At 42.6% G+C, this 23,849-nt stretch carries 20 protein-coding genes and 5 pseudogenes; 10 read left to right on the plus strand and 15 right to left on the minus strand.

From position 1 onward, the window contains the following. Nucleotides 1-199: 199 nt before the first annotated feature. On the minus strand, nucleotides 200-2,278 hold the full coding sequence (glgX, locus tag ACLFKQ_RS24170) for a glycogen debranching protein GlgX (protein ID WP_449002253.1): 2,079 nt from the start codon (nucleotides 2,276-2,278) through the stop codon (nucleotides 200-202). After that, nucleotides 2,268-4,856: a glycogen/starch/alpha-glucan phosphorylase gene (locus ACLFKQ_RS24175; protein ID WP_449002254.1), complete on the minus strand. Its 2,589-nt coding sequence runs from the start codon at nucleotides 4,854-4,856 to the stop codon at nucleotides 2,268-2,270. Before ACLFKQ_RS24175 ends, glgX begins: the two co-directional genes overlap by 11 nt. A 297-nt stretch (nucleotides 4,857-5,153) precedes the next feature. Between ACLFKQ_RS24175 and ACLFKQ_RS24180 the strand changes: the two genes are divergently transcribed. Continuing rightward, complete coding sequence (locus ACLFKQ_RS24180) at nucleotides 5,154-6,278, plus strand: HhoA/HhoB/HtrA family serine endopeptidase (RefSeq protein ID WP_449002255.1); 1,125 nt, start codon at nucleotides 5,154-5,156, stop codon at nucleotides 6,276-6,278. Between the two features lie 12 nt (nucleotides 6,279-6,290). On the opposite strand, the gene ACLFKQ_RS24185 is transcribed toward ACLFKQ_RS24180, so the two are convergent. The 3 genes and pseudogenes from ACLFKQ_RS24185 to ACLFKQ_RS24195 form a co-directional block, all read right to left on the minus strand. Next, nucleotides 6,291-6,881, minus strand: a complete 591-nt coding sequence (locus ACLFKQ_RS24185) for an IS6 family transposase (protein WP_449002256.1) — start codon at nucleotides 6,879-6,881, stop codon at nucleotides 6,291-6,293. Continuing rightward, nucleotides 6,776-8,234: pseudogene (gene tnpC, locus ACLFKQ_RS24190) on the minus strand (IS66 family transposase). The gene ACLFKQ_RS24185 and the pseudogene tnpC (ACLFKQ_RS24190) overlap by 106 nt, the downstream one beginning before the upstream one ends. A 56-nt stretch (nucleotides 8,235-8,290) precedes the next feature. Next, a pseudogene (locus ACLFKQ_RS24195) lies at nucleotides 8,291-8,533 on the minus strand (IS6 family transposase); the annotation flags it as partial. Nucleotides 8,534-8,749: 216 nt separating this feature from the next. On the opposite strand from ACLFKQ_RS24195, the gene ACLFKQ_RS24200 reads away from it, so the two are divergent. Then, on the plus strand, nucleotides 8,750-9,319 hold the full coding sequence (locus tag ACLFKQ_RS24200; RefSeq protein ID WP_449002257.1) for a DUF3611 family protein: 570 nt from the start codon (nucleotides 8,750-8,752) through the stop codon (nucleotides 9,317-9,319). A 189-nt stretch (nucleotides 9,320-9,508) separates the two neighbouring features. Here ACLFKQ_RS24200 and ACLFKQ_RS24205 read toward each other — a convergent pair whose 3' ends face one another. Further along, nucleotides 9,509-9,838, minus strand: coding sequence for a PepSY domain-containing protein (locus tag ACLFKQ_RS24205; RefSeq protein WP_449002258.1), 330 nt, complete (start codon nucleotides 9,836-9,838; stop codon nucleotides 9,509-9,511). 14 nt (nucleotides 9,839-9,852) lie between these two features. Continuing rightward, on the minus strand, nucleotides 9,853-10,002 hold the full coding sequence (locus ACLFKQ_RS24210) for a hypothetical protein (RefSeq protein ID WP_449002259.1): 150 nt from the start codon (nucleotides 10,000-10,002) through the stop codon (nucleotides 9,853-9,855). Nucleotides 10,003-10,170: 168 nt separating this feature from the next. On the opposite strand from ACLFKQ_RS24210, the pseudogene ACLFKQ_RS24215 reads away from it, so the two are divergent. Both ACLFKQ_RS24215 and ACLFKQ_RS24220 read left to right on the plus strand, forming a co-directional pair. After that, nucleotides 10,171-10,446, plus strand: a pseudogene (locus tag ACLFKQ_RS24215) (amino acid transporter); the annotation flags it as partial. 287 nt (nucleotides 10,447-10,733) lie between these two features. Continuing rightward, entirely contained in the window at nucleotides 10,734-11,126 is a 393-nt protein-coding gene (locus tag ACLFKQ_RS24220) for a response regulator (protein WP_449002260.1), read from the plus strand. A gap of 28 nt (nucleotides 11,127-11,154) precedes the next feature. Here the strand turns inward: ACLFKQ_RS24220 and tnpC (ACLFKQ_RS24225) are convergent. Together tnpC (ACLFKQ_RS24225) and ACLFKQ_RS24230 are read right to left on the minus strand one after the other, a co-directional pair. Then, a pseudogene (tnpC, locus tag ACLFKQ_RS24225) lies at nucleotides 11,155-11,964 on the minus strand (IS66 family transposase); the annotation flags it as partial. Nucleotides 11,965-12,093: 129 nt separating this feature from the next. After that, complete coding sequence (locus ACLFKQ_RS24230; RefSeq protein ID WP_448998010.1) at nucleotides 12,094-13,305, minus strand: IS256 family transposase; 1,212 nt, start codon at nucleotides 13,303-13,305, stop codon at nucleotides 12,094-12,096. Nucleotides 13,306-13,433: 128 nt separating this feature from the next. Here ACLFKQ_RS24230 and ACLFKQ_RS24235 point away from each other — a divergent pair. Beyond that, nucleotides 13,434-13,993, plus strand: a pseudogene (locus ACLFKQ_RS24235) (M48 family metalloprotease); the annotation flags it as partial. 62 nt (nucleotides 13,994-14,055) lie between these two features. Continuing rightward, the gene (locus ACLFKQ_RS24240) at nucleotides 14,056-14,766 is read left to right on the plus strand and encodes an IS6 family transposase (protein ID WP_448997902.1); all 711 of its coding nucleotides are present in this window, start codon (nucleotides 14,056-14,058) and stop codon (nucleotides 14,764-14,766) included. 177 nt (nucleotides 14,767-14,943) lie between these two features. On the opposite strand, the gene ACLFKQ_RS24245 is transcribed toward ACLFKQ_RS24240, so the two are convergent. The 3 genes from ACLFKQ_RS24245 to lpdA all read right to left on the minus strand — a co-directional run bounded on the left by ACLFKQ_RS24245 (nucleotide 14,944) and on the right by lpdA (nucleotide 18,196). Continuing rightward, nucleotides 14,944-15,666 (minus strand): polysaccharide deacetylase family protein, encoded by a 723-nt coding sequence (locus ACLFKQ_RS24245; RefSeq protein WP_449002261.1) that lies wholly within the window; start codon nucleotides 15,664-15,666, stop codon nucleotides 14,944-14,946. 139 nt (nucleotides 15,667-15,805) lie between these two features. Further along, nucleotides 15,806-16,690, minus strand: a complete 885-nt coding sequence (gene trpC, locus ACLFKQ_RS24250; protein WP_449002262.1) for an indole-3-glycerol phosphate synthase TrpC — start codon at nucleotides 16,688-16,690, stop codon at nucleotides 15,806-15,808. 69 nt (nucleotides 16,691-16,759) lie between these two features. Continuing rightward, the gene (lpdA, locus tag ACLFKQ_RS24255; protein WP_449002263.1) at nucleotides 16,760-18,196 is read right to left on the minus strand and encodes a dihydrolipoyl dehydrogenase; all 1,437 of its coding nucleotides are present in this window, start codon (nucleotides 18,194-18,196) and stop codon (nucleotides 16,760-16,762) included. 328 nt (nucleotides 18,197-18,524) lie between these two features. Between lpdA and ACLFKQ_RS24260 the strand changes: the two genes are divergently transcribed. Beyond that, nucleotides 18,525-18,788 carry a DUF3146 family protein gene (locus ACLFKQ_RS24260; RefSeq protein ID WP_449002264.1) on the plus strand — a complete coding sequence of 88 codons (264 nt, stop codon included), beginning with the start codon at nucleotides 18,525-18,527 and terminating at the stop codon, nucleotides 18,786-18,788. A 4-nt stretch (nucleotides 18,789-18,792) separates the two neighbouring features. On the opposite strand, the gene ACLFKQ_RS24265 is transcribed toward ACLFKQ_RS24260, so the two are convergent. From ACLFKQ_RS24265 to ntcA, 3 genes are all read right to left on the minus strand, one after another. Then, nucleotides 18,793-19,209, minus strand: coding sequence for a pre-16S rRNA-processing nuclease YqgF (locus tag ACLFKQ_RS24265; protein ID WP_449002265.1), 417 nt, complete (start codon nucleotides 19,207-19,209; stop codon nucleotides 18,793-18,795). A 62-nt stretch (nucleotides 19,210-19,271) separates the two neighbouring features. Continuing rightward, nucleotides 19,272-20,696, minus strand: a complete 1,425-nt coding sequence (locus ACLFKQ_RS24270) for a DUF3084 domain-containing protein (RefSeq protein WP_449002266.1) — start codon at nucleotides 20,694-20,696, stop codon at nucleotides 19,272-19,274. An 83-nt stretch (nucleotides 20,697-20,779) separates the two neighbouring features. Then, nucleotides 20,780-21,457, minus strand: a complete 678-nt coding sequence (ntcA, locus tag ACLFKQ_RS24275) for a global nitrogen regulator NtcA (protein ID WP_449002423.1) — start codon at nucleotides 21,455-21,457, stop codon at nucleotides 20,780-20,782. A 184-nt stretch (nucleotides 21,458-21,641) separates the two neighbouring features. On the opposite strand from ntcA, the gene fabI reads away from it, so the two are divergent. From fabI to ACLFKQ_RS24290, 3 genes are all read left to right on the plus strand, one after another. Beyond that, complete coding sequence (gene fabI / locus ACLFKQ_RS24280; RefSeq protein WP_449002267.1) at nucleotides 21,642-22,418, plus strand: enoyl-ACP reductase FabI; 777 nt, start codon at nucleotides 21,642-21,644, stop codon at nucleotides 22,416-22,418. 43 nt (nucleotides 22,419-22,461) lie between these two features. Continuing rightward, nucleotides 22,462-23,106 carry an imidazoleglycerol-phosphate dehydratase HisB gene (hisB, locus tag ACLFKQ_RS24285; RefSeq protein WP_449002268.1) on the plus strand — a complete coding sequence of 215 codons (645 nt, stop codon included), beginning with the start codon at nucleotides 22,462-22,464 and terminating at the stop codon, nucleotides 23,104-23,106. Between the two features lie 93 nt (nucleotides 23,107-23,199). After that, nucleotides 23,200-23,838, plus strand: a complete 639-nt coding sequence (locus tag ACLFKQ_RS24290) for a chorismate lyase (protein WP_449002269.1) — start codon at nucleotides 23,200-23,202, stop codon at nucleotides 23,836-23,838. The last annotated feature ends 11 nt before the right edge of the window (nucleotides 23,839-23,849 follow it).

Genomic DNA, 23,849 nt, shown 5'->3' on the forward strand with positions numbered 1-23,849 from the left:
ATTAGTTAATCACAGGTATATTCTCTCTGTTCGGATTTTTTGCAACAGAACCACCATAGGTGCGTTAAATCGAGTGCTGGGTTTTTTTATTTTAGCGATCGCCGTTCAGCTAATTGCCGATGGTGTATTCGCCTTGCTCAAAGAGGCTGTACCAAATCTATTTCATTAATGCGGAAATTAGAAATTAAAATTGAGGAATTTATGAAGAGTTTTCAAATAGGCTAGGGTGTGTCATCAGCAATACAGAAGTTCGCGGGGCTACCTGATATGTACCTTGTTGGATCGCCGATGCAGTTTCCAAAGAGCAAAAATCTTCTGGTGAGGGCAAAGCTGTATCTATAATTCGATGCCAGCAATCACCTGGTTGTCGCGGAGGTGGTAGATCGAAAGTAAGGGGTTGCCAATAGGCATTGAGCATGACGTGTAGATGCTCGCCGCACTCAGGATGATGCAGGGAAAAAGCCAGACTATGGGAATCATGTCCCCAGTCTGGTTGTCCTAAATGAATGCCATGCCAGATAATTTGGGGTGCTTTGGTTGTCGTGTCTGTCGCTAAAATTCTCTCCTGGCGAAAAATAGCTTTCGATTGAGTAAAATCAATTAAATATTTAGTAAAACGCCGTAAATCTGCATACTTTTCTAAACTGCTCCAGTCAAACCAACTGATTTCGTTGTCCTGACAATAAGCGTTATTATTGCCTAGTTGCGATCGCCTTACTTCATCTCCCATTAGCAACATGGGCGTACCTTGAGATAAAAACAAGATAGTTAAAAAGTTTTTTATTTGCCGATTCCGTAGTACTTCAATCTCTAGATCGTCTGTTTCTCCTTCAACACCGCAGTTCCAACTAAAGTTATCCTCAGCTCCATCGCGATTATCTTCACCGTTAGCCTCGTTGTGTTTGCTGCTATAGGAAACCACATCATTGAGAGTAAAGCCATCGTGACAGGTAACAAAATTGATGCTGCGGTTGACGTCGCGATCGCCCTGGGGATAAATGTCGGGACTGCCCATAATCCTGGCAGCTAAAGCCTCAACCGTACCATCGTCACCTCTAACAAAACGGCGCACCTCATCGCGAAATGGACCATTCCACTGACAAAAGCGATCGCCAATAAAAGTGCCAACCTGATATAGTCCTCCAGCATCCCAGGCTTCGGCAATAATTTTAGTTCCTGCCAACACTGGATCGGATTCAATCGACCAGAGTATAGGAGGGTTTTCCAACGGTTTGCCCGATTCATCGCGAGACAGCACCGATGCGAGATCGAAACGAAAGCCATCAACGTGCATTTCACTTACCCAGTAACGCAAGCAGTCTACGATCAGACGGCGCACGATGGAATGATTGCCATTCAAGGTGTTTCCACAGCCACTATAGTTGGCGTAGTTGGCTTTATTTGCTTCTAAAATATAATAGGCTGGATTTTCCAAGCCCCGAAAGGAAAGAGTCGGTCCATTGCGATCGCTCTCATCCGTATGATTGAAAACGACATCGAGAATCACTTCAATCCCAGCTTGGTGCAATGCTTTAACTAAATCGCGAAACTCATTGACAACTCCCAGGGAAGTTTTTTGAGAACTGTAGCCTCGATGGGGTGCAAAGAAAGCAACGGGACTGTAACCCCAGTAGTTAGTCGAGGTTGAAGGCGCACCTTGTTCGTCAAACTGCTGTACGGGCATCAATTCTACGGCAGTTATGCCCAAGTCCTTGAGGTAGGTAATCTTTTCGATTAATCCTGCATACGTACCCCGTTTAACGGGAGTAACACCAGAATTAGGATGACGGGTGAAGCCACGAACGTGCAGTTCGTAGATTACCGTAGCTGCATAGGGAATATGCAGGGGTTTATCTCCCTCCCAGTCATAATCACTCGGATCGACCACAACTCCCTTAAGTGCGCGATCGCAATTATCTCCAGGCGCGATCGCTGCCTCGCGACTATAGTTATCATCTACTACCGCACGGACGTAAGGATCTAGCAATACCTTAGTGCCATTAAAACGATAGCCTCGTTCTGGGGCAAAAGGACCGTAGGCTCGGTAGGCGTATATCTGTCCTGCCTCAATACCAGGAACAAAAATGTGCCAGTAGTAAAAGGTTTTATGCTGTTGGGGATCGAGTTGAATGACACGAGTTGGTTTTTGGGATGGAGGATCGAATAAAAGTAATTCTAAAACCTCGGCATTTTTGGAAAAAATACAGAAGTTGACCCCATTGGGGTAAACGGTAGCACCGAGAGGAAAACTTTGACCAGGTAAGATATCAAGATTCATGATTTAGTTGGCTCAAGGGTTTCGATTTCTCCCTTAATTCACTGTTTTCAAGCTCGACTTTAACTGGCTTGACTTGCCAAATCTCGGTAGCGTATTCCTGTATTGCTCGATCTGAAGAAAATTTACCCATGCGGGCTACATTCAAAATTGTCATCCGAGTCCAGTTGTCGCTATCTTGATAAGCCTGACTGACTTGTTCTTGACAGTCTAGATAAGATTGATAATCGGCTAAGATTAAATACTCATCTCGATTCAATAGCGAACCAACAATTGGCTGAAAACGGTCGGGATCGTCGAGGGAAAAATAACCAGAAGCAAGGCGAGCGATCGCTTCTCGCAGTTCGGCGTTATCGTTATAGTAATCTCGCGGATTATAGCCTTGGGTTTTAAGCTGGGCTACTTCTTCCGTCGTTAGCCCAAACAACCAGAAATTTTCCGCACCAACCGCTTCACGAATTTCAATATTAGCCCCGTCGAGAGTCCCGATAGTTAAAGCACCACTGAGGGCAAACTTCATATTTCCCGTACCAGAAGCTTCTTTTCCTGCGGTAGAAATTTGTTCGGAAATATCCCCAGCAGGGTAGATTTTTTCGCCTAAAGTTACGGAAAAATTTGGTAGAAAAACTACTTTTAGGCGATCGCTGACATGGGGATCGCGGTTGACTACTTCGGCTACCGAGTTAATCAGTTTAATAATTAGTTTTGCCATAAAATAGCCTGGTGCTGCTTTACCGCCAAAGATAAAAGTACGCGGTTGGAGATCGAGAGCGGGATTGTTTTTAATGCGGTTGTATAAAGTAATAATGTGCAAGACATTAAGCAGTTGACGCTTGTATTCATGGATGCGTTTGACTTGAATATCGAACAGGGAATTAGCATCTACTGTTATGCCTTGGTGGTGGAGAATGTAAGCTGCTAAATCTTGCTTGTTTTCTTGTTTAATCTGCTTCCAGCGATGGCAAAAACTACTGTCATCGATTAATGCTTCTAACTGCCTCAACTCTTCGAGATTTTTAATCCAGTTCTTACCGATGGTTTTGGTAATCAGCAGAGTTAGTTTGGGGTTGCTCAACAACAGCCAGCGACGGGGAGTAATGCCATTAGTCTTGTTGGTAAACTTGTCTGGCTCTAACTCGTAAAAATCTTTTAAAAGATCGTGTTTTAATAGCTCGGTGTGCAAAGCCGAGACACCGTTAATGGCATGAGAGCCGACACAGGCTAGATGAGCCATCCGTACTTGTTTTTCCGTGCCTTCTTCAATCAAAGATAAGCGAGCCAGTTTATCGCGATCGCCAGAGTATTGCAACCATACCCGATCGAGAAAACGACGGTTAATTTCATAGATAATTTCTAAATGTCTGGGTAACAGACGAGCAAATAGACTCACAGACCAACGCTCCAATGCCTCTGACAGTAGAGTATGATTGGTATAGGCAAAAGTCTTTTGGGTAATCTGCCATGCGGTATCCCAATCCAGTTGATGTTCGTCTACCAGAAGGCGCATTAACTCGGCAATACCAATAGAAGGGTGGGTATCGTTGAGTTGAATTGCTGCCTTCTCATGCAGGCGATTGAGATTGTCGTGATTTAATAAGTAAAGGCGAATAATATCTTGCAGCGAACAGGAAACAAAGAAATATTGTTGTTCTAGGCGTAATTCTTTGCCTTGGGGGGTATTGTCGTTGGGATAGAGGACTTTCGAGATATTTTCTGAAAATGTTTTTTGAGCTACGGCGCGGTTATAGTCTCCCGCATTGAAAACCTGAAAGTCAAAATCTTGGCTGGCTCTGGCACTCCAAAGACGTAGGGTATTGACGGTATTGGTATTATATCCTGGCACTAAGGTATCGTAAGGCGTACCTAGTACCGTGCGCTCGGGAATCCAACGGACTCGATAGCGACCCTGGAGGTCGGTGTAAGCTTCGGTGTACCCCCCTAGCTTAACTTCCACCATATACTCAGGTCGGGGAATTTCCCAAGGGTTGCCTAAATGTAGCCACCTGTCGGGACGTTCTACCTGCCAACCATCCTGGATTTGTTGGTCAAAAATGCCAAACTCGTAACGGATGCCATAGCCCATGGCGGGAATTTCTAAAGTAGCCAGAGAATCCAAAAAGCAGGCTGCCAGCCTTCCTAAACCCCCATTCCCCAATCCAGGTTCGGCTTCCTGTTCCATCAGTTGATAAAGATCTAGTCCCGATTCAGTAAGTGCTTGGTAAGCTCGTTCCCAAAGACCGACGTTAACTAGATTGTGACCCAGTTGCCGACCCATGAGAAACTCTGCCGAGAGATAGAAAACTAGTTTGACATCTTGCTGGAGATAAGCTTCGATAGTTTTTAGCCAACGGTGAATCAGGCGATCGCGCACCGTATAGGCTAATGCCATGTAGTAGTCGTGAGGCGTGGCCAGGAATTTACTTTTACCCTGGATGTAATAGAGGTTATCGGCTATAGCTCGTTTGAGGGTTTCGATGCTCATCCCCGTGCGATCGTCTTCGACTTGAACTTTGGCACGTTTGCTACCGAAAATATGAGTTTTGAGGCGAGTATAATGTTGTTTGGAGTGGTTTCCATCCATGGATTTTAGGATTGAGTGAGTAGTTGCTTGGGCATTTCAAGTTAATTATTTGACTATAGTTGTTAAATTAAATTGAAAATTTGAGAAACTTGTGAAGTAGAAATATTTCTAATCGGTACAGTTGCTAACTAACTTTCTCTCGTGAACTCCTCACAAGTTCTTCAGCTTTCTTGGTTAATCTTAATCGAGCGGGCAGAGATAATTAACAGAGTTTGAAAAAGCTGAGAGAAAATGCTCCTCGACCTCGTTCTTCGAGCGCAAATAAATTTTTGCCATATTTTTAGGAGAATGGAAATCATGCCTAACCAATCTAGTATTAGACCTCTGCGTCAAACAGGCATTTATACCCTAGTTGTTGCTACCAGTGTTGGGTTAACATTAGGTTCGCTGAGGCTATTTCCTCAACTGTTACCCGCTTCTACTGCTAGTCGGAAATCGGTCGAGCAAGTAGTTCCCCCCCAGTCTTCAAACTTAACCGAGAGCAATCCTACTAACTTTGTAGTTGCTGCTGCCAATCGAGTCGGAGGAGCGGTAGTCAGAATTGACACCGAACGTACTGTTGCGACCAACATTCCTCATGCTTTTGACGACCCTTTCTTCCGTGAATTTTTTGGTCGGGATATTTTTCCTCAACTGCCCAAAGAGTACCGCCAGAGGGGTCAAGGCTCGGGATTCATTATCGACAGCAAGGGGATTATTCTTACTAATGCCCATGTGGTTAGCGGTGCTGATAGCGTTACGGTATCGCTGCGAGACGGACGGAGTTTTCAAGGGGAAGTTCGAGGAATTGACGAGCTTTCCGATCTGGCAGTAGTCAAAATTAAGGGAGAAAATTTGCCCGTTGCTCCCTTGGGTGATTCGAGCCAGATTCAGGCAGGGGATTGGGCGATCGCTCTAGGTAATCCTTTGGGACTCGACAATACCGTCACTCTAGGAATTGTTAGTAGTCTCAATCGTTCTAGTGCGCAAGTCGGCATTCCCGATAAGCGTCTCGACTTTATTCAAACCGATACTGCGATTAATCCTGGGAACTCAGGTGGTCCTCTTTTAAACCAGCGTGGGGAAGTTATTGGCATCAATACCGCCATTCGTACTGATGCTGAAGGAATTGGCTTTGCTATTGCGATCGATCGAGCTAAAGAGGTTGAAGAGAAATTAGCTCGCGGGAAAAAAATTGACCATCCCTATATCGGTATTCAAATGTTAACCCTGACACCAGAAGTTGCCCGACAATTGAATCAAGACCCCAACCTAACTTTTACTGTCCCCGAAATCCAAGGAGTATTGGTGATAGATGTAGTTCCTAATAGTCCAGCAGCTAAAGGAGGTTTACGTCGGGGTGACGCGATTGTCGCGATTGAGGGAACTACAATTGAAAGGGTTCTGTTGCAAAAAATCCGAACAGAGAGAATATACCTGTGATTAACTAATTTTTTAGACAGCGATCCCAAACAGAGAATAGACAAAATTTCTTTGTCCCAAGATGTCACCTTTAGCGATATTTTTTATTTGCCCTTTGCGAATCACATTCATGATTTCATACCCTTTTAATGTCCGCCATGCTGAGTGGAAATGTTGAAAGTATAATTTATACTTAGCCTGCTTTTTCGGAAATCTATGGTCTTGCTCGATGATATTATTAAGATATTTGTTCTGTCTCAATTCACACTCACTAGAGATAATTTCTTCCGTTTGAAGTTCTTCAACTGCTGCGGGATAAGCAGGATTTTGGTCTACGTTAATAACTCTTGGCTGCTTATTATGTCTCGATTTCAGGGCTTTCTTCAAGAATCTTTTAGCAGCTTGTTTATCTCTCCTGGCACTAAACATAAACTCTATGGTAATACCATTGCTGTCAACTGCTCTATATAGATATTTCCATTTTCCTTTGACCTTGAGATAAGTTTGATCGTAAGGATTCAGGTGCAAGCATGAGGAATAAGAGAAGGATAAGAACAATGTCCAACTGTAGCTTGTAAAGTCTGTTGAAAAAAAGTAATCACCGAACGTCCTTGCAAACGACAAGATTGAATTGCACTCAGCAGGTTGGCTGTATGTTGAAACCGTTCGATGGAACGAGAGCCACCACAAACTTTCCGCTTGGTTACAGCAGTTCTCAAACATCGTTCAGCTAGATTATTGTCGGGGGGTATCTGAGGATGTGTCAGAAAATACCACCATTGCTCCGCCTTATCACGCAGCGAACGTAGCAGTTTTCCAGCTTCATGACCAGCATTCTTGAGCCAAGTCTTAATTGCGCTAGTCACTCGCCTTCGGAAATCCTCTGCCCAATCTCGATAGTGGCTTTCCTGATGGGTCTGTCGCCAAACCCGATGTTGCTTAAATGCCTCATCAATTAGAGACAGAAAGGTGGTAGCAATTTCTTGGTTATCTACCCCTTTAGTCTTTAACAGTTTTTGAAAATGACGACGTAGATGAGCCAAACACTTTTGTTGTCCTGCTACTGAATAGCCGTTGTAGACACTAAAATCGTCGCTAATCAAAACTCCATCATAGAATACTCCTAATACAGCTTCCAATTCTCTGCGTTTTCTAGTATCGCCGGCATGAAACAGGCAGAACTCTGACCCAGCTAAAACCCAGAGCCATTCTTTGACTCCTTTAACTGAGCAGGGGGTTTCGTCACAATGTAGAGGAGGATGCTCTGAATTAATCGACTTTTTCAACCCTTCAACACTGTTGATACTCGCTTGTTGTACTCGTTCGTTCATTGGTGGCAACTAAAGTTCCCCTACTAATTTCTATTGCTCCCAGTTCCCACAACAGTTCTTGCTGTTTAGCATAGGACATATGAGCATAGTTTCCCAGCCAGGAAAGTAACCCCTGTAGTCTGACTCCCAAGTCTTGACCTGGAATCATTGTGGGAGACCGTCGAGCTGCCTCTATTGCTCCACACTTGCCGCATTGACAGTGATGACGTTGGTACTCTACGACTTGTATCGGTTTTGCCACCAACTGGGCTACCTGTTGAGTATCTACTCGTACCCCCTTAGTCTTCCATTGTTGATTTCCACAGTTGGAGCAGATGGTCGGTTTCAATACTTCGTAGCGGTCTACACGCCCAAATCCTTTTCTCGTCTTCCCTTGATGTCCTGGTTGTCCTCCTGGTTTTCTTTTTGTCTCTTTTTTGGCTTCTTCCAACCCTACTTCTGGTTTTCTCTCGCTTTTTTTCAGCAAGTCAGTTGAAGGGGGTTTCGATGAGGTTTGGCTGTCGAGGTTGAGGCTCTGTTCCAGTTGTTCTATTCTTTTTTCTAGCTTCTCAATCAGCTTTTGTTGGGTAGTCACGATTTCTGCCAGTTTCTCATTGGACAACTGGCGCAGTTCTTCGGCTTTGAAGGGGTGATTAGCTTCGCTCATTATTGGCTACTTTAATCTCTTTTTCCTTTTTGTCAACCCTGATACCTGAATCCTTACGTTTGATCTACTCGCCAAGAGTCATTAGTTGAGATGAGATGCTTTCTGGCTCTTCTTTCTATTTGTGGTGCATAAATCATCACCCATCGGTAAATCGTGGTGTGGTCTACAGATAGTCCTCGCTCTTGCATGATTTCTGCTAAATCACGATAACTCAAACCATAGCGGAGATACCACCTCACACAAAGTAAAATTATTTCTCCTTGAAAATGTTTCCACTTAAATGGTTGCTTTGAGTTCATCTGGTCTAGTAGTTATTTACGTTTGTTAAATACTACAAGTTTGTCTTAAGTTTTTGCAACAGTACCATATCATGTATAGACGGATGAGAAAAATACTCGATATTATGACATGAAACATAAGCCTCTCGATTTTGAGTTTAAATGAGATTTTAAATCATGTTTCTTGTTGGGGATTAAACCGCAAATTTCTTTAAGATAAAATAATTTAAACTAGTTATGTTTAAAGATCTAGAACGCTCCTCTAAAACTACACCTCAAGAGTTTTCCCGAATTCTAAGTATGGCAGGTGGTTTTGCCTTCTGGTTACAGCTAGGATTAGCGGTAGTTTCAATTGCTATTCTGACATTTGCCCTTGCAGACCCTAATTTTAATCTTAAAAGCACTAATCCCATGTCGGGAGTCGGTCTATTTTTTGCTGTCAGTGGGTTGCTTGCCTTGGGTATGGGAATCTATTGGACATTTTCTTATGGTCGCGTAGCCAAACAACTAGATGATTTTGATGGTGGCGTTCATCTTAAGAAATCTGAGGTTATTCAGGTGCTTTGGCGGGGTTTGTTTATTAATGCAGTCGGACTAGTGCTAACGTTATTAGGTGTTGAATCAATTGTAGGAACGTTAATTGCTAAGTCTCTCACCCAAGTAGAAGGACTTGCCATCTACAACTCCAGTCAATTAATCGAACCTTTGGATTTATTGGTTATCCAAGCAAATGTTAATACAATTGTGGCTCAAGCTACAGGAATTCTCTTGTCTGCATGGCTGATTAGCCGTATCGGTCATCATTAAACAGACAATTCATATTAATTGTTAAATTAATATGCTTATTGCTATCGACAATTAGAAGTTAGAATTAACACCGCTAATTGTCGATATTTAAGGTATAGTTCAATTGTTGCCGAAATATTTTCGGGCAATTCCGAGCTAGAGAAATTAAATGTTGTTTGGCAAGACGACGATTATCTCTCTAGCTTATATCTACTGATAATTCTCATCATTGGGAACTTGAATGCTGCCACGAGGTCTACTTTGTTCGGTAGCCTCATCTACTTTTTCGTTTACTCCTTGAGTGTAGAGAACTTCACCGTTACCCGCATCTACAAATACTTCAGTTTCGCCAACAGTAACTTCATAGACTAAGCTACCATTTTCTGCCTCTAACTCTAGTTTTTTAACTTCATCACTGTAAACCTTTAAAGCAGCCTCTTTTGCTTGGTCAGCAGTGATTTTAGCTAAGGGTTGTAAGCTTGCTGCTTCTTGTTGTTCTTCTTGCTCCTCGTCTGCTTCGGTTTCTCGTTCTTCTTTCATTTCTCGATCTTCATTTATTTCGGTTTCGTCTTCAACTCCTTGAGCGAGAATAGTTTTGCTGCGCTACGATTGGCAGAGTTTGCTAGAGCAGTGGCAGTAACTCCACTAGCCGCTAGAATACCGATTAGTAAAACTGCTAATGTAGTCTTTGTCGAATTGTTCATTACTTCCATCCTTAATAATTTTTTTGTTGGTATTTCTAAGTTAAGAAGTAATTGTTAGGAGGTTTGCAAGCAAAGAGCGAACAGATGATAAGTATTCAGAGTTAAGTTTGGACAACTTGCCGAGTAATAATTTTAAAATTAGCGGTAACTAAAATTATCTGGCTCGGTATGCTCTGGAAAAAACATCGCAGAAATTTGGCTCATTGGCTGCTAGCAGAAGAATCAAAAGGTGAAGCTCTAACTCATCCTTGGTGGCAGGTGATGTGTTTGACGGGTGTTGATTATTTTTCGACTCTCGGTTATCAACCTGGAATTGCTGCTTTAGCTGCGGGTGCATTGTCTCCCATTGCCACTCTATTTTTGATTTTATTGACTCTAATTGGAGCGTTACTGATTTACTATCGCATGGCAAGCCTCAGTCCTCATGGAGAAGGTTTACTTGCTGCTGCTTAAATAATAAAAATCTAATTATTGTTGTAGTAATGCAGCTAGAGCTCAGAAATTTGTGATGGCATCTCACTCAAATTCGATTCGGGTACATGGCAACTATCCGTAACAAGTCTGTCACGCTCTTGTCACAGAGTCTTGTTAGTCTAAGAATATTCAAGCTTTAATTGGAACAAATTAGGCTATGAAAAGGAATAACCAGTAAATGTTAGCGATTGTTTTTAATAATTAAAAAAACAGTAGTCATTCTTTTGAGCAAAATATTCAAGTAAAAGGATTTAAACATGTCTATTGATAGCCTTTTATTAATTGACGACGATCCCGATTGTATTACCTTAATAAAATTCGTTTTAACTTGTGAAACCAATTGGCAAATTTGGACGGCTTGTAAGGGTAAAGAGGGAGTGGAATTAGCACAATTAAAACATCCCAATGCGATCTTACTAGATATAGTCATGCCCGATATCAATGGATTAGAGGTCTATAAATTACTAAAATTAAATCGAATTACTCGTTCGATTCCGATAATTTTTATTACGGCTATGGTGAGTATGAAAAAAACAATTAAATACCAAATTGTTGAAAACATAGAAGTAATCACCAAGCCTTTTGATATCACCACCTTAGCCGAGCGAATAATAGAAGCATACAATTGCTATTTAGTAGCAAATAATTAAACAACTATTAAAATAATAGTGTAAGGATTCAGGTGCAAGCATGAGGAATAAGAGAAGGATAAGAATAATGTCCAACTGTAGCTTGTAAAGTCTGTTGAAAAAAAGTAATCACCGAACGTCCTTGCAAACGACAAGATTGAATTGCACTCAGCAGGTTGGCTGTATGTTGAAACCGTTCGATGGAACGAGAGCCACCACAAACTTTCCGCTTGGTTACAGCAGTTCTCAAACATCGTTCAGCTAGATTATTGTCGGGGGGTATCTGAGGATGTGTCAGAAAATACCACCATTGCTCCGCCTTATCACGCAGCGAACGTAGCAGTTTTCCAGCTTCATGACCAGCATTCTTGAGCCAAGTCTTAATTGCGCTAGTCACTCGCCTTCGGAAATCCTCTGCCCAATCTCGATAGTGGCTTTCCTGATGGGTCTGTCGCCAAACCCGATGTTGCTTAAATGCCTCATCAATTAGAGACAGAAAGGTGGTAGCAATTTCTTGGTTATCTACCCCTTTAGTCTTTAACAGTTTTTGAAAATGACGACGTAGATGAGCCAAACACTTTTGTTGTCCTGCTACTGAATAGCCGTTGTAGACACTAAAATCGTCGCTAATCAAAACTCCATCATAGAATACTCCTAATACAGCTTCCAATTCTCTGCGTTTTCTAGTATCGCCGGCATGAAACAGGCAGAACTCTGACCCAGCTAAAACCCAGAGCCATTCTTTGACTCCTTTAACTGAGCAGGGGGTTTCGTCACAATGTAGAGGAGGATGCTCTGAATTAATCGACTTTTTCAACCCTTCAACACTGTTGATACTCGCTTGTTGTACTCGTTCGTTCATTGGTGGCAACTAAAGGGTTCTGTTGCAAAAAATCCGAACAGAGAGAATATACCTGTGATTAACTAATTTTTTAGACAGCGATCCCAAACAGAGAAGGATCTGTCAATAAGTTTGTGTCAAAGAAAGTTAAAGTGGAAGCCGTCCTTCAAACTCGATGGCAAATCGATTTAAAGCAGCTTTCCAATCCCGTAAAGGTCTAGTCCATCTCTGAGATAAGTTATTAATCGCAAGATAAATAACTTTGAGCGCAGCTTCATCTGTTGGAAAAATCCGATGATTCTTCAACACTTTTCTAAGAGTCATATTCATCGACTCGATCGCATTAGTGGTGTAAATAATGCGACGGATTTCTGGAGGAAACTGGAAAAACGGAATCACGTGCTGCCAGTGAGCCAGCCAAGACCTACTAATTGGGGCATAAGTGGAGTCCCACTTGTCAGCAAAAGTTATTAGTGCCTGTTCGGCTTCAGCTTCAGTAGCGGCAGTGTACACTCGTTTGAGGTCAGCGGCAACAGCTTTACGGTGTTTGTAGGAGACATAGCGTAGGGAGTTCCTGACCATGTGTACCATACATAACTGTACGCGGGTTTGCGTAAATACCGTTTCAATCGCTTCGGCGAAGCCCGTCAGACCATCGATACAAGCAATAAAGATATCCTTGACTCCACGATTCTTTAACTCAGTTAACACCGACAGCCAGAATTTTGCCGTTTCTGTCTGGGTCATCCACAGCCCCAATAACTCCTTATCGCCTTCGATGTTGATTCCCAGAGCTAGATGGACGGCTTTGTTGATGACTCTTCCCTCCTGTCTGACTTTGACGACCAAAGCATCAAAAAAGATAATTGGATACACTGCCTCTAGGCTGCGATTTTGCCACTGGAGTCGCTCTTCATGAACCGCATTGGTTACTTGAGATACCAGGGCTGGCGATACTTCTACTCCATAAAGGTCTTGTAGTTGGGCTTGGATATCACGAGTGGTCATTCCTCTCGCATACAGGGCGAGAATCTTGTCATCGAAGCCTGTAAAACGAGTTTGTCCTTTTTTGACCATCTGAGGCTCGAATTGGCGATCGCGATCGCGAGGCACGGCAAGTTCCGCTTCGCCAAACTCCCCCTTAATGGTTTTACGGCTGTGTCCGTTGCGTCGATTTTGTCGCTCTTTTTTGCCCCGCTCTGCCTTCTGAGTCTCTAGATGTACGTCTATTTCAGCTTCTAAACAACGCTCTACGAGTTTTTTGGTCAGTTGTTTGAGGATTCCTCCTTCTCCAATAAGGTCTTCTGGTTTTTCATAGTCTTTGAGCAGTTCATCAATTAACTCTGGTCGAAAGGTCATAGTCTCATTCCTCACATTAATTCTATTTATTAGAGTGTGTTTTGACCTTTGACACAATTTATTTTACATACCCCTTATAAAGCTAGTTTGGGCTTTGTTTGGGCTTGATTTTTGTTTAAGTACCGCTAATTGCTATTAGTTATTGGGCTGTTGGAGGAGTAGCAGGAGCTTTATTCGGAATTGTCATTGCTGCCGTTACCAACTTCGGCTCCTGGTATTATTCAGACAAAATTGCTCTAGCTGCCTATCGAGCACAACCCGTCAGCCAGCAACAAGCTCCCAAACTTTATCAAATGGTAGGGCGATTGTGCGCGCGCTCGACTGCCTATGCCTGCAATTTACCTAGTTCCGAGCCAAACTGCCAATGCTTTCGCTACGGGAAGAAATCCCGAAAACGCTGCTGTAGCAGTCACCCAAGGAATCATCAACCTCTTACCAGCTGATGAGTTGGAAGCAGTTATCGCTCACGAACTCAGCCATATTCGTCCATATTCGTCATCGCGATACCCTTACTCAAGCGGTTGCAGCAACGGTTGGAGGCGCGATCGCTTTTTTCGCTCATCTACTCAGCTACAGCTTATGGTTCAGAGGTTTTTCGTCTCGCGATAACAACAATATCAATCCAATCGGTCTACTTCTGATGGTGTTTCTCGCTCTTTTGGCGGCTACCCTGATTCAAATGACGGTACTGTTGCAAAAACTTAAGACAAACTTGTAGTATTTAACAAACGTAAATAACTACTAGACCAGATGAACTCAAAGCAACCATTTAAGTGGAAACATTTTCAAGGAGAAATAATTTTACTTTGTGTGAGGTGGTATCTCCGCTATGGTTTGAGTTATCGTGATTTAGCAGAAATCATGCAAGAGCGAGGACTATCTGTAGACCACACCACGATTTACCGATGGGTGATGATTTATGCACCACAAATAGAAAGAAGAGCCAGAAAGCATCTCATCTCAACTAATGACTCTTGGCGAGTAGATCAAACTTATCTCAAGGTCAAAGGAAAATGGAAATATCTATATAGAGCAGTTGACAGCAATGGTATTACCATAGAGTTTATGTTTAGTGCCAGGAGAGATAAACAAGCTGCTAAAAGATTCTTGAAGAAAGCCCTGAAATCGAGACATAATAAGCAGCCAAGAGTTATTAACGTAGACCAAAATCCTGCTTATCCCGCAGCAGTTGAAGAACTTCAAACGGAAGAAATTATCTCTAGTGAGTGTGAATTGAGACAGAACAAATATCTTAATAATATCATCGAGCAAGACCATAGATTTCCGAAAAAGCAGGCTAAGTATAAATTATACTTTCAACATTTCCACTCAGCATGGCGGACATTAAAAGGGTATGAAATCATGAATGTGATTCGCAAAGGGCAAATAAAAAATATCGCTAAAGGTGACATCTTGGGACAAAGAAATTTTGTCTATTCTCTGTTTGGGATCGCTGTCTAAAAAATTAGTTAATCACAGGTATATTCTCTCTGTTCGGATTTTTTGCAACAGAACCGCTTTTGGTGTCGGAATGTTAGGCTTGGCTACTATGTGAACGGTTGCAGGTTTGGCTGCTTACGGTATCAGTAGAGCATTGGATTGAGAAATAGAACGGTTAAAAAGCAACTTTTTTTGAATTTAATATAAATCCCATAACTCACTCATTGAGACAACACGATAACCTTTTTGCTTCAGTTCATCCAAAATCATGCCCAATGCTGTTGCTGTCTGCTGTGCTACTTTTGCCGAGCCTGCATGAAATACTAAAATTGCTCCTGGAAAAACCAACTGTCTGACATACCATGCAGTTAATCGAGGATGATTGGCTAGATCGTAGGTATCGACGGGAATCATTGAAGCTAATACCAGTTTCATCTCATAATCTTCTCGTTCCGTCAGTCGCTCGATCGCTTTTAACATTTGCCGATTGTAAAATGCTCTGCCAGGACGATACCAGCGAATTGGGCTTTTACCTGTAAGAGACAGCAATTTTTCTTGTGCTTCTTGTAGCTGTTTCTCAAACTCCCGAGCAGATAACCAAGCATGGGTAGTGTCTAAAGTACCATGATTGCCAATTTCGTGACCTTGGTTGACGATTTTTTGCAGAATGTCAGAGTGGTCTTCGATGTGATTGCTAATAATAAAAAAGGTAGCTTTAACCTGATGAGAGGGATTGAATCGTGCATTGTGTTTGGCGATCGCATCTAAAATTAATTGAGTGGCAAGGTCGTCTGGATCGTCAAAACTTGGTGCATCGTCTATAGTTAGAGCCACCACTTTTTCTTGAGTTGGTTTGTAGAAGATCGCATCGGGAAATAGTTTGGCGACAACCCCTACTAGTCCCTGTGGCAAATTGATCATCAATCGATTAATTGCTTATTAGCTAAACTGCCTCATAGAGGGATCGTGACCAGGCAAAACAAGCTGTTTTGTAGCTACGCCCAAATTTACTAATTGGCTAGCAGTGTCGATTTGAGTAAGTTGCGATCCCCTCAAACTTTTAAACAGAAAATAACTGAGAAATACCTCGTTCTATATCTTGCTGTTTGACTAAAGATTCACCGATCAAAACTGCTTTTGCTCCTGCTGCTTTAACCATATTTAAATCATCTGCCGTATGTAAACCAGACTCACTAACTATTAAAAGATCTCGTTCGATTAAAGTTTCTTTTCGTGACTCGATCAGCTCGCGAGTAGTTTTCAAATTGACCGAAAAATTTTCCAGATTACGATTATTAATTCCGATTAACTTTACTCCCTCAATCGCCAGTACCCGATCTAATTCGGCTAGAGTATGCACTTCTATTAAGGGAGTTATGCCCAAACCTCGAGTGATTTTGACAAAATACTTGAGATCCTGGTCATTTAAAATTGCCGCAATCAGCAAAACTGCATCTGCACCCTTAGCACGAGCAAAATAGAGCTGATAGGGATAGATAATAAATTCTTTACACAACAGAGGCAAATCTACCGATTGTCTAATCAAACTAAGATTACTAAAACTGCCCTGAAAAAACTTTTCGTCGGTTAATATTGAAAGACAACTGGCACCTCCTTTCTCGTAAGCCTGGGCGATCGCCACTGGATTGAAGTCTTCTCTAATTACTCCTTTAGAAGGGGAGGCTTTTTTGACTTCTGCAATCAAAGCAGGGTTAGTTTTGCCCTGACGCAAGGCAGCAAGAAAATCTTTAGCGGCGGGAGCATCGGCAACCTGCTGGCGTAGTTGCTGTAAAGGCAGGCGATCGCGCATTCGAGCGACTTCGGATTCTTTGTGCCAGACGATTTCTTCTAAAATATGCTCTGGTTCGGTATTGGGAATTTTCGACTGATAGATTACTTCTCCCGTGTTAACTGGTGGGTTGGGATTTATGCGTCTAATTTGCATTGGTAAATTATTTGAACGAGCAATTTTTATTGTAGAGACTTTTGCGTCCCTACCTAATTTAAAACCTAACTAAACGCCAACTACCTGAGCGCGTTTGTATGCCTCGTCGAGAACTTCAGAGAGAGTAGGATGGGTGTGAATATTAAAGGAGAGATTAGTAACTGATTCTCGTTTGGCGATCGCATTAGCTGCTTCTTGAATCAAGTCGGAGGCATGAATGCCAATAATGTGTACCCCTAGTAATTCTCCGGTATCTTTACGATAGATGACTTTTGCCATGCCGTCGGTTTCACCTTCCGCTAAAGCTTTGGAATTGCCTTTATAGTAGGTTTTGACCGTTGCTACTTCCCACCCTTCTTCCTCGCCTAATTCTACTGCCTGAGTTTCAGTTAAGCCCACATAGCTAATTTCTGGATGGGTAAAAGCGGCGGCGGGAATACTGCGATAATCGATTTCTTGGTCATGTCCGCAAATATTTTCGACGGCTACTACTCCTTGTCCCGATGCGGCGTGAGCCAACATCAGTTTACCCGTAGCGTCTCCTACCGCCCACAGATGGGGAACTGGTTCGCCATCGCGCAGTATCTGCATTTTGTCGTTAACGGGAATAAAGCCTCGTTTGTCGGTAGTGACGGTGAGTCTTTCTAAACCAAGTTTTTTGGTAGCGGGAATGCGTCCGGTTGCTACTAAACAAGCATCTACTTCCAGAACTTGTGTCAACTCTTTGGTTTTGGCATCGGTTAGTTCGATAACCACTGGGGCACCAGGAGTTACTTTAGTAGCAAAAACACCTTGGTAAGTTTCGATGTCGCGAGGAGCGATCAAAACTCTCTGGGCAATTTTAGCAATATCGCGATCGAAACCAGGCATCAAATTATCTAAAGCCTCGATCATCGTTACTTCACAGCCTAACGCCGTATAGACATCGGAAAATTCTAAACCGATATAGCCACTACCGATAATGGCGATCCAGTCGGGCAGGGATCCGAGTTTAACTGCACTATCGCTAGTAAAGACCGTTTTGTCGTCAATTTCTATTCCCGGAGGAACGAAGGGAATCGAACCGGGACAGAGCATGATATCTCTAGCAGTATAGGTTTTATCTCCTTCTGGAGTTTCTACCGTTACTTTTTGTTTACCAGCTAGTTGTCCCCAACCGCGAATGATATCGACTTTGAGGCGCTTGAGACTATTAGTTAAATCTCCCTGAATTTTATCGACTAAATTAGTAGCATGAGCGGCGATCGCGCTCCGATCGAAATGGACTCCTCCTCCTAACTGAATGCCCATATCCTGTAGATGATGGGTGTTACTCAACTCCCTAACTCTACCAGAAGCGGCAAGTAAAGCCTTCGAAGGGATACAGCCTCGGTTGACGCAAGTCCCACCCATGTCCCCTGCTTCGACGATCGCCGTTTTCAAACCACATTTAACTGCGTGTATAGCTGCACCGTGACCACCTACACCCGCACCAATAATTATTAAATCGTAATCGAATTCGCTCATTACTCTTACTTTTGATACTTATGCCGTAGTTTTTTATTGTAAAGTTTATCGCTATCTTAAAGTTTGCCGCTTACCAAGGAAATCTTAAAATATCTAGCCAATGCTAAAGATACTCCGAGTGCCAGAGTAATTGGTAATCTCAGCCAGCAAGTTTGAATTTACCACCAACGATCTTATATTAGTTAATAAAATTTCAGCACTAAATAGCAATTTTCAGAGTCATAAGGTAGCTCTAGTGAATCAAAGCTAAGATGTTAAACTGTTTAAACTATAGCTTACCAGCACGAGTGCAGCTATATTTGCCAGCCTATTGCTCAATCAAAACATCGTGAATTTTCGTCGTCCACCAGAAACTATCGCCTATGTCCGTATTACTCAACAATCTTTACAGTCGGGCAAAATAGAAGGAGAGGTCAATGCTGCTGAATATAAATGGCAGTTTCAATGGCATTTTTGTCAAAGACAACTATTGGTTCGTCCTTCTTTAGGAAAGGCATTAATTAAAGAACCCCTAGAACGTTTTTTAGAACGTTGCGATTATCAGTTAGAAGCTGGTAGCGACTACACATTTACAGTCAGGTCGAAAATCTAACTATCTAAGAAGATGGTAAATTCAAATAGCGTTCGGTCAATAAAATAGCGACAAGATCGTCTACAGGACGAGGCGGAAGACGCAGTCCTCGGGGAATCAATTTTTGTAGACCTCGAGGAGGATACATACTCCAGTAGCGATCGCGAGCTTCTAAAGTACTATTTTTCTCATCCACCGCTACAATTTTTGGAGAACCTGCTAAATTGGATTTGATGTCGCGCTGCCAAGTTTTGGCGGTAGTTCCGTTACCGATGACAATGGTATTGAGGGTAAACTGTTGAGACAGTTTTCGGATAGTGGCGATCGCCTCGCCCGATTCGATTACCTGGTGATAAAATATTCGTCCATCAGATCCCAACACGGCAATACCGCATTTGTCTCTTCCAGGATCGAACCCCAATAAATAAGTGTCCGCGTTCAAGCCTCACCAAACAAGATAATTACTTCAAAAATATTATAAATATTCTTTTCTAGAGTGCGGGATTAGATTTTAAACACGACTCTACCGTTTTGTACTACTTCCAAATTGAGTTTGAGAGTTTGTGCGGTATAGGCAGGTTCGGCGACAATAGCTCTAATTTCCCCCAGAGATTCTTTAGTTTGGGCTATTCTATCGACAAACCTGACTAGGGTCGCTATTTGTCCATCGCCAACTTGAATATCTCCCAATACCCCCGCCCTTTGAGCGCGAAATTTAGAAGCAGATAGCAACCAATCCAATCGATCCTGTACCTCACTAGAAGTTATATTGTCAGAATCAATTGAGACTGTGGCAATTTCTTCACCTGCTTGAAAGATTTTTTTGTTGGGAACTAAATCGGCAAAGACCCTAATTTCTTTCTCGCCTCGAACATAATTACCAGCAGACAAAATCCGCAACACATAATCCCGACCGTCTTTGATTTCTGCGGCTAACTGTTCTACCTGAGCATTGGTAATTTTGACAATTCTTTGTTCGGTCGAATCACTCAGCATGGCTGCTTCAATTGCCTCGCTATTTGCCTCCTGCAGCAGGCGGTCTATTGCCAAAAGAGCTGCATCGGGATCGACAACCCGCACCGTAGCCGAAGCCAGAACTTGCCCTCGAAAAATGGCAATTTGTCTTTCTCTTAACTCCTGATAATTTCGATAGTATTGTTCGAGGATTGCTACTTCACGTTCTAAAAACTCCAGTTGAGATTCGAGTTCGTTAAGCCGCTCGGTTCTGGTTGCTAAATCTCGATCTTTGAGGGCAATCTTACGGTCCAACTCCGAAATCGAATTGTCTCGTTGGCGGATTTGGGTTTGTAAAACCTGCTGTTGTTTTTCTAGCTGCTGCAAGCGAGTTTCTTTTTCATCTAGAGTGCGATCGCGAGCGACAATTTCTCGTTCTCTTTGTTGCAGTTGGCTCTGGAGTTGTTGACTTTTTTGCTTGAGTTGCTCTAGTTGCTCTAGCTGTTTGGCTCTTTCGTCTAATAAAGTATTTAATTCCGAACGCAACTTAGCGGCTCTTTCTGAGATCGCGGCTAGTTGGAGCTTAGATTGTTGAAAATCTTGATTGATAGCGTTTAGTTTTTTGGTAGCAGCTATCTGCTGTCTTTTGACAGTCATCAATTCACTGGCGACCTGTTGCTTTTCGCGATCGGCTATAGCCAGTTCTTTCTTGGTTTGTCGCAACTCCTGAAGAATATCGTCAAGCTGAAATATCCCCTTGCGTAAAGACTCACTCAAACCAAACAAAATGCCTAGGGTAGAAGCAGAAATTAACATTCCAGTAATTACCGTAACCATTCCCGCAGTTTGACGAGGTCGAAGATTGAACAGTCTCAGCCTGGCTTTTCCTACTTTCGTTCCCAAGCGGTCTCCTAATGCGGCAATCAAACCTCCTAAAACAAAAATAGCTGCAATCAGGATATAACCACTGGTCATCTTTAGCTGTAAGTCGGGGATTATAAATTCTACTTATACTCTATTCGATAACGCCCGTTGGCTTAGGTCCGATCGCCCATTTCCTAGGCAAACTGTTGGCTTAAAGCTACGGGATTGTGTACCGTAATTTTTTTCTTGTGAATCGAAATCATTTCTCGATCTCTTAAGTCTCCGAGCAAACGAGTGACAGTGACGCGAGTCGAACCAATAGCTTCGGCGATCGCTTGATGAGAGAGCTTGAGATCTATTCTAATCCCTTCATTAGTAGGTATGCCAAAATCGCGACAGAGAATTAGTAAAAAGCTCACCAAACGAGAACCCATATCTCTGTGAGCCAAAGTTTCAATCATCATCTCGGTTTGCAAGATTCGCGATGATAGTCCTTTCAACATTAACATCGATAATTCCGGATTTTCTTTAAGAGCTTGTTCTACGTGCTCGATTGGTGCCGAAAGTAACTCGACAGGAGTAAATGCTACTGCATGATAGAAGCGATCGCTTTTTTGTCCCGTGATCAACGATAGTACGCCAAATACACTATTTTCCCGCAGTAGTGCTACGGTTATTTCCTCTCCTGCTTCGTATACCCTAGATAGTTTGACCGCTCCTTTAAGTAAGAAATAAACTCTTTCTGCCGGATCTCCTGGAAAAAAAATCGTTTTGCCGCGCTCGAAATTTTCCACGATCGGGGGAAACGAGCCTCTTCCAAGCTTGCGGAATACAGATGCCAATGGTTGATTTTGCGTCAGAGATAGTTCCATAGAACTCACCAATGCCTAGTACTAATAATTTTTTAATAGTGACATAAAGCTAGAATAAATTAAAGATTTATTCTAGCTTTATGTACCTTTTTGTTTTTTTACTGCTTGAATAGGGAGCGATTCTGATTCAAGGTAGGAAACTTTTTGATAGGATAAAAAGCTGCGACTAAAATTTTCTAAAATCATGCTAGATCTAACCGGAAAAAACGCTTTCGTTACTGGAATAGCTAACAATCGCTCCATTGCCTGGGGAATTGCTCAACAGCTACATCAAGCTGGTGCTAATCTCGGGGTTAACTACTTACCTGACGAACGAGGACGCTTCGAAAAAAAAGTTAGAGATTTAGTCGAACCTCTTTCTCCTAGTATTATTGTGCCTTGCGATGTCCAAAATGACGAATTACTGGCTGAAATGTTTGCAACTATTGCTAATAAATGGGGTAAATTGGACATTTTAGTTCACTGTCTTGCTTTCGCTGACAAAGAAGATTTGACGGGAAATTTTTCTGACACTTCTAGAAGTGGTTTTGCCAAAGCTTTAGATATTAGTACTTACTCTTTAACCTGTCTGGCGCAAAGAGCCCAACCATTGATGAAAGAAGGCGGTAGCATTATTACCATGTCCTATCTAGGGGGAGTCAAAGTGATTCCTAACTATAATGTAATGGGAGTGGCTAAAGCGGCTTTAGAAATGAGCGTTCGCTATTTAGCTGCAGAATTAGGACCGCAAAATATTCGCGTTAACGCTATTTCCGCCGGTCCGATTCGCACTTTGGCTTCCTCTGCAGTCGGCGGCATCCTCGATATGATTCGCCATGTTGAAGAGACTGCACCCCTCAAGCGCACTGTAACCCAGCTAGAGGTAGGCAACACTGCTGCTTTTTTAAGCAGCGATCTCGCTAGCGGAATTACCGGGCAAGTGATTTATGTCGATGCTGGCTATGAAATTATGGGTCTTTAGTAACCAACAGCCACAATAATCTCAGTATTTATCAAAAAACACCATGCAAATTAGCGATCGTTCCATTGACAAGCAAGATCGTCCATCATCTCTTTTACTCAACAGAACTGGTGAAGTCAAGCGAACTACTAAAGAAACCGATGTCGCAGTTAATCTCAATTTAGACGGCACGGGCCAATGTAGTGCCGATACCGGGATTCCTTTTCTCGACCATATGCTCCAACAGATTGCTTCTCACAGCTTAATTGACTTGGAAGTTAAAGCTACAGGAGATCTCGAGATCGACGATCATCACACTAATGAAGATGTAGGTATAACCTTAGGTCAGGCTTTAAAGGAGGCTTTGGGCGCTCGTCAGGGGATCGCCCGTTTTGGTCATTTCCTTGCCCCCCTCGATGAATCTCTAATTCAGGTAGCCCTCGATTTTTCGGGAAGACCTCATTTAAGCTTTGGTCTGAAGATTCCTACTCAAAGAGTTGGCACATACGATACTCAATTAGTTAGAGAGTTTTTTGTAGCGGTTGTCAATCACTCTCAGATGACTCTACATATCCGTCAGCTAGATGGTATTAATTCCCATCACATTATCGAAGCAACTTTTAAATCCTTTGCTCGTGCCCTGCGAATGGCAATTGAGATCGATCCCCGTCGTGCTAACAATATTCCTAGTTCGAAAGGGGTACTGTAAACCAGCGAGAAGATTTATTTCTCAAATAAATAAAAAACCATAAAAGAGGGTTAGGAGCTAAAATTAAAGAAAAATGAAGTTTTGTAAAAAACTGTGACTGCAAATCTCCCCTCCCTAAACTCTCAAACTACTTCCGATCGCTGGCACTCTCTCAAACTAATTTGGCAAGGAGGAAAAGAGGATATTGACCGGGGTTTACCCCACGAGAGACTAGCGCCTACTTGGCAAATACTGCTTTTAGGAGATGGTTCTCCTACTCGACACCTGCAACTACTCACGGGAGAAAAAACTGAAGTAGACGTTATCGATATGTCTCTCGTCGGTAAAGATCGCGATGGCGCACCAGAGGAAATCGAGGCTATTGGCAAACCGAGATTGCGACGGCAGGTATGGCTGAGAACTGCTTCGGGTCAGAGATTAGCCTATGCTGCTTCTTGGTGGAATGCAACTCAGGTAGACGACTATTTACAAAATCGCTCTTTGCCTATTTGGGAAAGTTTTTCCCGGCTGCACACAGAACTGTATCGAGACATACGGGGTATTTATTACGGTAAATCTCAGGCTTTAGAAAAAGAGTTTGGCGAACCCGAAGCATTTTGGGGACGTCATTATTTATTTTGGCACGATCGCCAGCCATTAACCTTAATTTATGAGGTTTTTTCGCCTTATTTACGTAAATATTTGGGAGAAATGAGCAATCATGACATAAATACTCTCAATAGGCGAAAATAGTATTCTCTAGC

The organism is Myxosarcina sp. GI1(2024) (genome assembly GCF_053543375.1).